This is a genomic window from Zeaxanthinibacter enoshimensis (assembly GCF_004362865.1).
GTDB lineage: Bacteria > Bacteroidota > Bacteroidia > Flavobacteriales > Flavobacteriaceae > Zeaxanthinibacter > Zeaxanthinibacter enoshimensis.
On sequence record NZ_SNYI01000002.1, the window covers coordinates 971,774 to 984,636 of the forward strand.

The 12,863-nt window shown below is 44.8% G+C and carries 9 protein-coding genes; 2 read left to right on the plus strand and 7 right to left on the minus strand.

The features are described from left to right. Nucleotides 1–143 precede the first annotated feature (143 nt). A complete protein-coding gene (locus CLV82_RS10440; RefSeq protein WP_133644240.1) occupies nucleotides 144–1,007 on the plus strand; it encodes a sigma-70 family RNA polymerase sigma factor in 864 nt (287 codons plus the stop codon). A gap of 443 nt (nucleotides 1,008–1,450) precedes the next feature. Here CLV82_RS10440 and CLV82_RS10445 read toward each other — a convergent pair whose 3' ends face one another. From CLV82_RS10445 to CLV82_RS10470, 6 genes are read right to left on the minus strand one after another with little or no spacing between them, the layout of a single operon-like run. After that, on the minus strand, nucleotides 1,451–2,962 hold the full coding sequence (locus CLV82_RS10445; protein ID WP_133644241.1) for a YaiO family outer membrane beta-barrel protein: 1,512 nt from the start codon (nucleotides 2,960–2,962) through the stop codon (nucleotides 1,451–1,453). Continuing rightward, complete coding sequence (locus tag CLV82_RS10450) at nucleotides 2,959–5,340, minus strand: LTA synthase family protein (protein WP_133644242.1); 2,382 nt, start codon at nucleotides 5,338–5,340, stop codon at nucleotides 2,959–2,961. Before CLV82_RS10450 ends, CLV82_RS10445 begins: the two co-directional genes overlap by 4 nt. A gap of 3 nt (nucleotides 5,341–5,343) precedes the next feature. Further along, nucleotides 5,344–6,771: a glycosyltransferase family 2 protein gene (locus CLV82_RS10455; RefSeq protein WP_133644243.1), complete on the minus strand. Its 1,428-nt coding sequence runs from the start codon at nucleotides 6,769–6,771 to the stop codon at nucleotides 5,344–5,346. Between the two features lie 2 nt (nucleotides 6,772–6,773). Further along, nucleotides 6,774–8,855 (minus strand): HEAT repeat domain-containing protein, encoded by a 2,082-nt coding sequence (locus tag CLV82_RS10460; protein ID WP_133644244.1) that lies wholly within the window; start codon nucleotides 8,853–8,855, stop codon nucleotides 6,774–6,776. Between the two features lie 10 nt (nucleotides 8,856–8,865). Then, entirely contained in the window at nucleotides 8,866–9,243 is a 378-nt protein-coding gene (locus CLV82_RS10465) for a response regulator (protein ID WP_133644245.1), read from the minus strand. Nucleotides 9,244–9,249: 6 nt separating this feature from the next. Next, the gene (locus CLV82_RS10470) at nucleotides 9,250–11,001 is read right to left on the minus strand and encodes a response regulator (RefSeq protein ID WP_133644246.1); all 1,752 of its coding nucleotides are present in this window, start codon (nucleotides 10,999–11,001) and stop codon (nucleotides 9,250–9,252) included. 150 nt (nucleotides 11,002–11,151) lie between these two features. On the opposite strand from CLV82_RS10470, the gene CLV82_RS10475 reads away from it, so the two are divergent. Continuing rightward, a complete protein-coding gene (locus CLV82_RS10475; RefSeq protein ID WP_133644247.1) occupies nucleotides 11,152–12,432 on the plus strand; it encodes a dipeptidase in 1,281 nt (426 codons plus the stop codon). Here the strand turns inward: CLV82_RS10475 and CLV82_RS10480 are convergent. Next, nucleotides 12,429–12,824 carry an acyl-CoA thioesterase gene (locus CLV82_RS10480; RefSeq protein WP_133644248.1) on the minus strand — a complete coding sequence of 132 codons (396 nt, stop codon included), beginning with the start codon at nucleotides 12,822–12,824 and terminating at the stop codon, nucleotides 12,429–12,431. The two genes, CLV82_RS10475 and CLV82_RS10480, sit on opposite strands and share 4 nt — an antisense overlap. Nucleotides 12,825–12,863: the final 39 nt, after the last annotated feature.

The window sequence follows — 12,863 nt, forward strand, 5'->3', positions numbered from 1 at the left end:
TCAATATACCCCTGAGGGGATGCTTATGTGCTCTATTTGCTAAACTTTTGATAAAATAAGGATTACAACCCCCTTGGTTTTGGAAAAGACAGAATAAAATGTTATAATGAAAGGATATAACCCTTAAACCCCTTTTTAGACATATGAGGCAACTAAAGATTATCAAGCAGGTAACTAACAGAGAATCCAAATCATTAGACAAATACCTGCAAGATATCAGTAAAATAGATCTGATTACTGCTAATGAAGAAGTTGAGCTGGCCCAAAAAATAAGGGAAGGGGATCAAGCCGCACTCGAAAAACTCACCAACGCCAATTTACGATTCGTCGTCTCCGTGGCCAAACAATATCAAAACCAAGGATTAAAATTACCTGACCTTATCAATGAAGGGAATGTGGGCTTAGTTAAAGCCGCAAAGCGTTTTGATGAAACAAGGGGGTTTAAGTTTATTTCCTACGCAGTTTGGTGGATCCGTCAATCGATCCTTCAGGCCCTGGCAGAGCAGTCTAGGGTAGTCCGACTACCACTGAACAAGATCGGGTCTATCAACAAGATCAAGAAGACATTTTCCTACCTGGAACAAGCCCATGAACGCCCGCCTTCCGCAGAAGAGATTGCGAAAGAACTGGATATGAGCGTAAACGAGGTGAAGCAATCCATCAAAAACTCAGGAAGGCACGTTTCTATGGATGCCCCGTTAAAAGAAGGAGAAGACTCTAACTTATACGATGTGATGCGCTCCGGCGAATCCCCGAAACCTGATAAATCCCTGATGCAGCAATCCCTGAACACCGAGATCAACCGCGCGCTGGACACTTTGTCTCCCCGCGAGGCGGATGTTGTTAAATTATATTACGGGATAGGTGACCAGCAATCCATGACCCTTGCTGAGATCGGGCAGACCTTTGACCTGACCCGTGAACGGGTACGACAAATACGGGAAAAAGCAATAAGGAAGCTCAGGCATAATTCCAGGAGCAAACTTCTGAAGAATTACCTTGGATAAAGGATAAAGATTTACAATAAAAAAAGGGAGCTCTGCAGCTCCCTTTTTTATTTTACACTATACACTAAACACAATTAAGAACAGTTAAGCCTGTTGATATTAAAATTCATCAGGATCTCATTGAGGTCTTCAATGAAATTCAGATATGCTGCTTGGTCTTGATGATCATTTGCCATAATAAATAGGTTTTAGGGGTTAAACCGATTACAGATAGTCCAATTCGGCCAGTTCGTTTAAACTTAAAATTTCATTCAATTCTCGAAGGAAAATTAAATATTCCTCCCCGTAGGTATCATACAACATGGTAAGTGGGGTTTAAGTGGTTTGATTGGTGTCAAATTTGCTTACAGTAAACATATTTAATAATAGAATTTATCACAACTTATTGTGGTGTACCCGCTTTTTTTTGTGGTTAAACCCTGCAATTAGCATGGTGAATCAAATCAAAAATCGAAGAAATATTGTAATCCCCCGGATACGGCGTAGAAGAAATTTCCCGGATCAGCGGCGAATTCCTGCCGTAGCAAACCGAGGTTGGCCCTGTACATCGATGTTCTCCCCCCGGGCCGGAACTGGTGTTCTAACTGTAATTGTTGTGAACTCACGAATAATATGGTTTCTGATAACAATACATCATCTCTCCTCAGCTGTTTAAGGTCTGTATTATACCCTACCCCTGCCCTGATACCCCAGTAATCCTCTTTTGTGCGAGTATATTTCCTGGCCAGTAATGAACCGGAAAAGGATATCGGTTGCCCGGCTTGTGGTGTCAGGTAGGGCCGCAAGGAAATGTAATAGTTCCCTTTATACAGCCCGATACTGCCGGTGTAGACCAGAGCGTCTGTTTCTTTAAAATCGTAATACCTGGCTCCCAGCGATACTTCTATCCCCTTAGGAAGATTGGAAAATACCTCTGCCCCTGCCCGTTGTGCCGGGAAAATTGGTGAAGAAGAATAAGCATAAGCTAGATTTGCGTATGTTTTTGCCGAAAACCGGGGATAAATTTCCAGTTCGTACTGCAGCCCGTCTGTATTAAACCGATTACTGTACAAGAGCCTGGGGATGATCTTACCGTACGCGGTCTCTTTTACATACTCAACACTCCCGTAGAGCATCGGGTCAAATGCCTTGTCAAAGACATCCACCTGGTTAGACAGTATTATCCGGTTACTCCTGTTTATATTTTTTTTTTCCTGGGCCACCGTTATTTTATCTTCATTCTCCCTGGCAGCTACAGGATCGATCAATTTTAAAAGGTGGGCCCTGAGTACCAGCAACTCCCTGTCTCCGGGCAGGTTTATAAGTGCCTTATTCGCTAAGCCGAGGGCAATGTTCAGGTTGCCTGCATCCATTTCATTATTGATAGCTCCTACCCAGGCCTGTTGATGAAGGGGATCTTCTGAAGTATAAGTATTGAACCGGATACGAGCCTTGTCGTATTTTCCCTTCCAGCTCTGTTTTTTTGGTTGTAATGCAATGATATCATCAATGTTATCCTCTTTAATTCCCGGGGCCTGGGCCTCTTTTTGATTTTGCGCCAGCAGTACGGACCTCAGGCCGATAAGTTCTGGATCTGCGGGCAAAAATGAAAGTGCTTTATTGGTGAGTCCCAGGGCGATGTGCAGGTTCCCGGCATACATCTCGTTCTTGATGGCTGCCACCCATGCTTCCTGGTTTTCCCTTTCCCCGGAGGTCATCCGGTTCAGATGTTTCCTCGCTTCCTCGTAATTTCCTTCCCAGCTGTAGGTTTTTGCCAGCAGGGTTTGACCATCAGAATGACCGGGATCATAAGCGAGTATAGTATTCAGTTTGCTCCTCGCGGCTTTATGCTGGCCATTAAAGGCCATTTGCCTGGCCTCAGAAAATAACAGCTCTGTTGCCTGGCCTTCCTGTCCGTAAGCCACTCCGAGCAATAACAGGAACAAAATAATGATATGGTTGGTAGATCCTTTCATGTTTTTGCTGCTATAGGTTTGTTCGGTTTATCTTCCCGGGCTTTTTTTCTTTCCTGTACCAGCTGTTTCTTCAGCCCTGATGAAGCTCGCTGAAGTTTTTCCTGGAGAATTATGTTCTCCGGGTGATATTTTATTATATCCGCTTGCAATTCCAGTGCTTCCCTGTGTTTAGCATTCCAGAAATAGGTATCGAGAAGCGCAGCGTAAGCGTCAGAATACACAGGGTACTTCCTTACCGCTTCGCTAAGTATCTTTTCCGCAGGTTCATATTTTCCCTGCCATGCAGCTAACCGTCCCCTGAGAATTTCTGTATCTGCGTGCCCTGGCACTTTATCCAGGATGAACCTGCACAACAGGTCTGCCCTGTCCCAGTCTCCGTCAAAAGCAATCTGCCTTGCCTGTTTATAGGCCTTATCGAAATCAACACCGTTGAAAACACTTTGCAACCAGATCATTTCTTCTTTGCTAAAGCTATGGCGTGTACTCGTATATAAACCTGGCTGAGCCGGGGGGATGAGCTTGTTCTCCATGGTTACATAACGATTAACGGCCTTAAAATATTGGAATGCGGTTTCTACATCTGTGGCGGCTTCTGTGTTGTAATTATCGGCCAGCTCCAGGGATGGACCAATTTTATATATCTGCCCGTTGCTCATAAAATGGCTGCCCATAATAAAATCCTCTATGCTGTTCTGGTAGCGAAAGAGCGGAATTGTTTTCCGGTCTGTATGATCCAGAAGCCCCTCTCCAAGCCATGCTACCTCTGAAGGCAGGTCCAGGCCGTAATGCTGATCAATTAAGTCCAGTACAGAAGGAACGATATCTGCATGAGATGCCATGTTCTGAAATCTGCGGGGGGCATTTATAAGGGGGCTGTAGACCAGTAAAGGAACCCTGTAACGATCTAAATTGTTGTCATGGGGTAATTCGGTCAGGTTATGGCTTCCTGTAATGATGAAAATTGTATTGTCAAACTGGGGATATCTTTTGTACTGGCGGATAAAATGTCTGATCGCATCATCCATATAGCGAACGGAAGAGAAAAGTCTTGTATTGCGCCTGATCCTGTTCTCAGTTTCCTCGGAAAAATTCCCTGTTTCCAGGGTCTGGTCAACTTTTTTTTCATAGACTGCTTGCTGCGGAATCAGAAAGGGCTTACTACTGCTCAGGGTCTGGAATACATCCAGCCTTGGTTTGTTCCAGTCTTTTTCCTGCCTGTGCCAGCGTGTAAACAAAGCTTTATCCGGGTAGCCTTTAGAAACTCCCGCGTCATCTTGGGGTTGCTGGCTGTAATTTTTACCGAAATTTTTCCGGCCAATGATCTCGTCTGTCTCTTCATCGACCAAAAAGCGGTCTAACTTATGTAATGCAGTATTGCCACCGTAGTTAAAAGAGGTCCTGTAACCATTATAACCAAGAAGGCTAAAGAGGGTATGCCTGTTCAGCCGCTGCTCTATTTTATTAAAACCCCTGGTTCCAAAAGGGAGTGAACCGGTAACACTGGGGATAGCAGCGTAACTTGTCCCTTGGTTACTAAGGAAATTATCCCATACCAGTGAGCTCTCCGCCAGGGAATTCAAAAAGGGAGAAAAAGCTGCATACCTGGCCTCCTGGCCAATGAAATCTGCTCCAAGACCATCAACGACGAGGACAACGATATTAGGCCTCTCCTCCCCTAGTTGAAAAAACGGGGTTAACGAAGTTGAAGTTGCCCTGGGACGTAACAGTGGATATTCTGCCTCTCCTTCATACGGGTTCCGATCCAGTAACTCAGCCAGGGCATTGTCAAGGAGGTGTTGGGTTTTATTTTCATTCACCGGGTTCTTATGAGACATAAGGGTGCTGAGAAAGATGGTAAGCAAGATCAATGTAAAAGGATACATCCTCGAAATATGATGGTACACCCTGGCCATCAACCTGTACATAAGCAGGAACCCGAGGCTTGCAGACAGCAGTCCGATGATGAGCCTCAGCATTAGCCGGAAGGTAGAATATCGGCTAGAATAGACGGCTAAAAAGTCTGAACCCAGCAATTCGTGTTGTTCCGTAAAATACAGGGTAGTCAGTATTTCGGTGAATATCAATGTAATAAAAAGTATTCCACAGCAGTAAAGTCCGAAGGATCTCTTTACCCCTTCGAGAAGATTAAAAATAAAGGCTAGGATGATACCTGCCAGGGAAGCAAAACCGGTGTGGTGCACCAGAAGCAGGAACAGGCTCCGGTTTAATACAGTATCCAGAAGGCCCTGTTGATAAAGGTGGGCATGTTGCCAAAATGATATAACGCAAAGACAGATAAAAAAGGCAAGTACCATCCGGATATAGTCCCGGAGGGGTCGCTGCTCTTTAGGTTTTTTGTCATTTATATCTGCGATCATTACCTATGCTTTTGCAAATCCTTTTCTAGCCATGGTTCCCCACCCGGAACGTATCTTAAACAGCTTTTTAAAATTTCCCTTGACCGCCGCATAAACAACAATGGGATGGAAAATAAAAGGCTCAATCATGGCACAAAAGGCCAGGGTAAGTATATCCCTGGTCTTATTATACTGGTTGTAGGAATACATTTCTGCCAGGATGGCGTAAAAGGAGAACATGACCGAAAACATATACACAGCCAGGGTGATACGGACGAAAAATTCTGTATTCAGTACTCCTAAATACCAGAAAAGGATAACAGACAGGAAACCTGCGAATTCCAGTAGTGGTGCCAACCATTCATAAAAGAACCAATACGGGTAACTGAGCATTCCCAGCCTGCCATAACTGGGATTAAAGAACATGTCCTTATGAGTATACAGCGTTTCCAGGTTACCCCGTGACCAGCGGTCACGCTGGTTGACAAACATTTCCAGGTCTTCGGGCACTTCTGTCCAGCAAAGGGGATCAGGAATATATTCAATGGAATACGGCAGATCCCGGTCATGCATAAACCGCCGCATCCGGAAAACGATCTCCATATCCTCACCTACGGTATTGGTATCATAACCGCCTGCTGCGACAGCCACCTCCCGGTCAAAAAAACCAAAGGCACCGGAAATGATAAGAAGACTATCTATCCGTCCCCATGCCATCCGGCCGAGTAAGAAAGAGCGGGTGTATTCCAATACCTGGAACTTGGCCAGCCAGTGCTTGGGCATCCTGATCTCTTCCAGAGTTCCACCCGATATTTTACACGAATTAGCGATCCTGATCACACCCCCAACGGCTATGACTCTTTTCTTAGATCGTTGGAAAAAAGATTTTACCACGTGGAGTAAGGCTTCCGGCAGCAAAAGACAATCTACATCAATACAACCAACATATTGGCTGGTAGACAGGTGTATCCCTGCATTCAGGGCGTCCGATTTACCCCCGTTTTCCTTATCCACCACGGTCAGTTTCCCGAAGGAGCGTTGGGTGGATTTATAGATCCCTCTAATTCTCTTACATTTAAGATCAGGGTCTGTCAGTTCATCCGATCTTACCAGGTCATAAGCGTCTATCATTTTTTGCAAGGTATCATCCTTACTACCGTCATTGACGACCATGACCTCGAAATTCACATACTGTAATGACAACAGGGACCTGATATTCTCTACAATTGTAGGGCCTTCATTATAGGCCGGTGCAATGATAGTGATACTTGGGGCTAAAGGGGATGCCATGATCTTAGACAGATCTCCAAAACTGTTCTTATGCTTATAATGAAGGGAACTCCTGGAGGAGAGATATGCCATAAAGGCGAACATGCAGAACAGCGTAGCCGTGAACACAAAGAAAACTATGTTCAGGTATTCAAATACGATCTGCAGTAAATCTCTTTCCATGCCTATTTCATCATTTTCATAAGGCAGTTAAAAATTGATCCTGCTACGGTATCAGCAGACTCTTCCTTCGCATTTTCATTGCAACCGGGTGCACTAGCCCCGGGTTCAAAATTCAATTCTAAAAATCCTCCTGCGCTTATTGCGTCTTCATATTTTTCATCACCAAAAGAGCTTTCATCTACCTCATTCTCACCGATTGCTTCCGGATCCTGGGCAAGGATGGGGAATGATTCAAGGAGATCTGCCAACTTTTTACGAACGGCGATGGCCTTTTCCCTCAGCGGGCCTTTTTCTTCTGCTATCAGGAAATCGAGGTATTCCAATTCTTTCTCATCCCCTACGGCCAGCATTTCATCCAGCAGCATCAATTTAGAGTCCATATCACAGCGAAGGAAGAGCTCTGAAAAAATACTTTGATGAAAGGCAGGTTCCGGGGAAAAATCAATTACCATCCCGGGCTCTTCTACCCCTTTTCCCGGGGCCTCGGCGACATCTGCAGCTTCATGATCCCTATTATCTTCCAGGGCAATACCATGAGGCTCCAGAAGCGTGTCTAACGGGATATCTTCGAGTTCCTCTGCAGATGTGTCCGCTTGTTGGGATTCCAGGATCTCGTAAACAGTTTCCATGTGCATGATCGCTTCAAATTCATCCGCACTCAGATCTGGATTCTGTTGTTCACTACTCTCTTCCTCACTGATGAATGGCAAGAAGTCCAGGGACAGTATTCCCCTGGGATTCATAAGACCTTCTGACTCCCGGGCTTCCAGTATCAATTCATCCAGGGATTCACGAAGACAGATATCAAAGATCTCCAGGTCTTCTTCTGCTTCAATGGGTATTTCTACAGGCATCTCCAAAACAGGTTCTTCAGCTACAGCTTCCTCTTCCAGGTGATCTTCAGTAATGCTATCTTCTACCGTATCAAGTTCAATACCTGGCTCTTCTATTTCCACCAGGACCTGATCATCGATCTCTTCTGGCGTCTCAGTTTCAACGGTTAGATCCTCATTTGCAGGTTTTTTAAGATGGTCCTCGGGCAGAACGCTATCCGGGCGTATCTCGTTGAGACTACTGATGGCCTTGCTTCTGACCATGAAATCCTTTTCTTCAAAGATTACTTTTTCCAGGAATGGAATCTCGTCCTCTGAGCCCAGGAAACCAATGGTGTCCAGTATCGTACGCTTGATCTCTGCCTTATTATCAGGATATATTTCCTTCAGCACCTCTAATGATTCCAGTACGCAGAATTCCTTTATACATTCCAATGCCTCCAGCTTGATCTGGTCATTCTTATGGCGGAGTAACCTTAGCAAGGCATTGTTAGCATCAGTTTGCTTGTAAAAGCGTACCAGTCGTAATGCAAAGAGGACCACATCAGTGTTCCGGGAGGTGAGCCACAGTCGGAATTTCGGCGGAGTAAAATCTTCTTTCTCGCGGATTATATCGAGCAACTTCAACTGCTGCCATTCGGAAATAGCATACTTTGCGGTGTCCAGGAAATAATTTATTCCTTCTTTTCTCAGGGAAACCGTAGCGATCTGCGCCTGTTTCCTGATCACACTTCTCCTGTCATTTACAAAAGGTCTTATGAAGGTGTAAGCTTTATCTACTTTCATCCGGCTCAGTTCCAGGATTCCCTGCGATATTATTTCCCAACGCCAGCTGGACAGCTTATTAAAGGCATCAAAATGTAGTTCCAGGTCCGTATACAGTGCTAACAACCTTTCCTGGGCATCCCCGGAAATATCTTTCTGAAGATCCATCAATATTTCAGCCAGCACTACCCTATTGCCTTTATCTTTAAGCATCTCGCGAATACCAATTTTCATTTCAACGTATTCCACATTATCTTCCTTACTGCCTTCGTTCTCGTAGAAAAGGAAGGTGCTTACCATAGGAGCCAGGGTCTTCTTTCGGGCAGCGGTATCCTTTGTTTTCCTAGAATGTGACCTCCTGTTCTGGAAAACGATGAACAAGAGCAGAATGGCAATCAGTGCAAAGCCCACTGTCAGGTACCCCGTCATTTCTAGATAGAACGGGGACGCATTCAGTATATAGCGGGGAACTATAGCAGCTTGCATAGAGAAATAATTAATTTTTATTCAGCTCTCTGCCTACTCTTACAAGCAGTTCAGAGGGACTCACCGGTTTGGAAATAAAATCATTAGCTCCTAGTTCAAAGGCGCTTAATACATTTTGTTCGTTCCCGGCGGAGGATATTATGATGACAGGCACCTGGGATTTCAGATCGTTCCGGACAAAGTCGATCAGCTCAATACCGGAAAAATAGGGCATCATGATATCGCTGACGATGATGTCAGGTATTTGCTTCTTCAGCAATTCCTTCACTTCCTGCCCGTCACTGGCCAGTAATACTTCGTAACCGGCCTTCTTCAGTCGGAAATTGAGCAACGATGCCAGTAATTCGTCATCTTCTGCAAGCAGTAATTGTTTTTTTGGGGGAACCATAATCTTTTATTTTAATGCATCCAGTGCTTTTTGTATCCTGGATTCCATCACCGGGAATTCCTCGGTAAAACATTCGTACAGGAATTTCAGGTGTCTTGGGTCTTTGTCTGTTCGTGCATTCTGGTGAATCTGTTCGGTCAGCAGGATCAGACGTTCTGCATGGAACATTTTTAACCCGCATTTGATCTTATGTGCAGCCTGGGCAATCCCTTCATAGTCATTATTATCCAAGTGCATTTTCACTTTCCCTATAAATTCCAGGGCATTTTGCTTAAAGAGAAGTACCAGTTCTTCCAAGAGAGCCATCTGGCCCATACAGTCGGCCAGCATTTCTTCCAGGTCCAACTCCTTACTGATCTCAGTTTTAGGTTGTGGTTTTATTGGATTCTCTTCCCTTTGTTTTGTCTTGCGGGTCTCATGCTTTATAAACCGGGTCAGTTTTGACAGCAATTCCTCGGCACTAAAGGGCTTTAACAGAAAATCATTCATACCCGCTTTGGCACAATCCGATTTGTCCTGGGCGGTAAAATCTGCTGTAAGCGCAATAACCGGTATTTGTGAGATATGTTTATTATCATGGTTCCTTATTATCTCTGTAACCTGGTAACCATTCATTACCGGCATGCACAGGTCCATAAGTACCAGGTCTATGTCTTTTTCCTCCAGGAGCTGGAGCCCGTACCGTACATTTTCCGTGATATAGGGAATACATCCCCAGGTTTTAAGGCGTTGGTCTATTATTTTTTGATTCAGCAAGTTATCCTCGAAGACCAGGATCCTGCTTCCCCTGACCAACCCTGGATCAGGGCTTGATTCCCTGGTGACTGCCTTTCCACTCTCTTTTCCCAATGGAAAAGAGATCTTGAAGTGGCAGGTGGTACCTTTTCCCGGTATACTATCGATTCCGAATATCCCCTGCTGTCGTTCTATTATCTGCCTGACGATACACAATCCTAAACCAGGACCATTTAGGTTCGGCAACTTGTTTCCAAGGCCGGGTTTCAAGGCTATCAGCAACTGCTCCAATTCCTCTTCCCCCATTCCTGGCCCCGTATCCGTAATTTTAAAATCGATTTCTGTAGTAGTCAAGTTTTTACGCCTGGCCTCAATGATCAGCTTTACTTCTCCTTTCCGGATGTACTTTATGGCATTTCCGAGCAGGGTAAGCAATACCTGGGATAATTTGGAGGGATCGCCCACAATGAATTCGGGTACATCTTTATCCATTTCCAGGGTTAGAGAGATCTTCTTATCTACGATCAAGGTCCTGCCCAGGTAAACAACTTCGTTCACAAGACCGGGAAGATTGAAACTTACCGTTTCAAAATTCTCTGATCCTGACGATAGTTTAGCATATTCGTGCAGCTCGTTGGTGATATTCATCAGTCCTTCAGAGCTGTCTGTTATGGTACGGAGCTGCTGTAGTTGCGACTTATCCAGTTTACCATCCTTCAATAGGTCTGCAGCGGCACTGATGCCGTTCAGGGATCTTTGGAACTCGTTGCTCAGCATGCTGATCAATTGCAGATCTGTTCCCAGGGATTGGTCGTCTGCCAAGGTGTTTTCTGTAATTTCCGTTGTTCCCGGGTGAATCATGGTCGACCTTTCACCCCAGATCTTCTTTTCGAGCTGTTCTCTGAACGATTGAAAGGAATTTTTAAGTTCAGAAGCTTCTTCAGATGACAATTCGTCGAAGGAGAAATGATTCAGGTGAGCTTCTAACTGGTTAAGTTGGTCTAGTAGGTGGTCTGATTTCAAGGGAGCTGATTTTCTATTTTTAGATGAAAGTGAATAGGTGTATTAACTGTCTAAAAATCTTATATTCGTCGGGGGCGGGCAATTATATGTTACCTAGACCCTGAAAGCTGTTGTCAAATCCCTCTTTTTGTAGGTTTAAAATTTTAACAAATGCGTTACTTGGCCTTATTTTTATGCATATTATCGATAAACTGCGCTGAAAAGCCAGAGAATAAAAACGATACGGACCTGATGAGCAAGGCAAAAGAAATTCACGAAAATGTGATCACCATTGATACTCATGATGATATTAATGTTAAAAACTTCACGGATAGTATTAATTACACCCAGGACCTGGACACCCAGGTAACCCTGCCAAAGATGATAGAAGGTGGTTTGGATGTGGTCTTCCTCATCGTTTATACCGGGCAGGACACTTTAAGTCCTTCAGGTTACAAAAAAGCCGAAGAAAATGCCATGGCGAAATTTGAAGCCATTCACAGGCTCACCAAGGAATACGCCCCGGAACAGATCGGGCTGGCGGTAAGCTCAGAAGAAGTCCGGGAGCTACATAGTTCCGGAAAGAAGGTTGCCATGATCGGGGTAGAGAATGCCTATCCTATGGGTACTGATCTTGCAAACTTTGAAAAGTATTACAACCTGGGCGCTCGTTATATTTCCCTATCGCACAATGGCCACAGCCAGTTCTGTGATTCCAATACAGGCGAAAAAGATGACGTATGGCTATATAATGGTTTAAGTGAATTAGGTGAAAAGGCTGTGGATGAGATGAATAGGCTTGGAATAATGATAGACTTGTCTCATGTATCCAAAGAATCTATGATGCAGATCGTACAGCGCTCCAAGGCACCGGTGATCGCATCTCATTCCTCGGCAAGAGCCCTTTGTGATCACAGCAGGAACCTGGACGATGAACAACTGAAAGCCCTGAAAGAGAATGGCGGGGTCGTACAGACCGTTGCTTTCTCTTCTTACCTGAATACCGGGAAGCACGAGGCAAGATCTGAGTATTTACAGGCACTTTATAACGAAGTGGCCGATTCCCTGGGTTTACAATGGTACAGCAGGCGGGAGCGCTACGCACTTAGCGAAGCGGAACAGGAGGCTTACAGGGAAGATGCTGCAAAGATTCAGCAGGTAGCAGACAGCCTGCTCAAGGAACGCAAGGATGTTCCGCCAGGAGTAGATGTGGGAGACCTGGTAGACCACATTGATTATATGGTTGACCTGATCGGGATCGATCATGTTGGAATCAGTTCAGATTTTGATGGCGGTGGAGGTATCGAAGGCTGGCAAGACGCTTCTGAGACCTTAAATGTCACTGTCGAACTGGTAAAACGCGGCTATACAGAAGAGGAGATCGAAAAACTGTGGGGCGGTAACCTGCTCAGGGTACTGGATGAAGTAAGCGAAATTGCTGAGAAGCTTTAACTAGCTTCACCCAGCCTGTCTTTCACGTATTCTATTTTGGTCTTTCCATGAGGTTTTGGCTTCCCGTCATCGCCCAGGTTCACCATGATGATCTGGTCTATGGTCAGGATGGTTACCCGGTTCATCTTATTACGGGCTTCTGCTTTCAGGGTGATCGAACTCTTACCGAAATGCACCACTTCGATACCTATTTCCACGATATCTCCTTGTTTGGCAGAACTCATAAAGTTGATCTCCGACATATACTTGGTGACTACTTTCCGGTTCTCTAACTGGATAATACTGTACAGTGCTGCTTCCTCGTCGATCCAGCCCAGTAACCTTCCTCCAAATAACGTTTCATTGGCGTTCAGATCTTCAGGTTTTACCCATTTCCTTGTATGAAATCTCATAGGTTACTATTTATATCTATTGCCGTAAAGATAGACACG

Excerpts from the sequence above, each read along its gene's own strand:
- CLV82_RS10440 (WP_133644240.1), top strand. The coding sequence starts at position 144 with ATGAGGCAACTAAAGATTATCAAGCAGGTAACTAACAGAGAATCCAAA.
- CLV82_RS10455 (WP_133644243.1), bottom strand. The coding sequence starts at position 6,771 with ATGGAAAGAGATTTACTGCAGATCGTATTTGAATACCTGAACATAGTT.
- CLV82_RS10480 (WP_133644248.1), bottom strand. The coding sequence starts at position 12,824 with ATGAGATTTCATACAAGGAAATGGGTAAAACCTGAAGATCTGAACGCC.
- CLV82_RS10465 (WP_133644245.1), bottom strand. The coding sequence starts at position 9,243 with ATGGTTCCCCCAAAAAAACAATTACTGCTTGCAGAAGATGACGAATTA.
- CLV82_RS10445 (WP_133644241.1), bottom strand. The coding sequence starts at position 2,962 with ATGAAAGGATCTACCAACCATATCATTATTTTGTTCCTGTTATTGCTC.
- CLV82_RS10475 (WP_133644247.1), top strand. The coding sequence starts at position 11,152 with ATGCGTTACTTGGCCTTATTTTTATGCATATTATCGATAAACTGCGCT.
- CLV82_RS10450 (WP_133644242.1), bottom strand. The coding sequence starts at position 5,340 with ATGATCGCAGATATAAATGACAAAAAACCTAAAGAGCAGCGACCCCTC.
- CLV82_RS10460 (WP_133644244.1), bottom strand. The coding sequence starts at position 8,855 with ATGCAAGCTGCTATAGTTCCCCGCTATATACTGAATGCGTCCCCGTTC.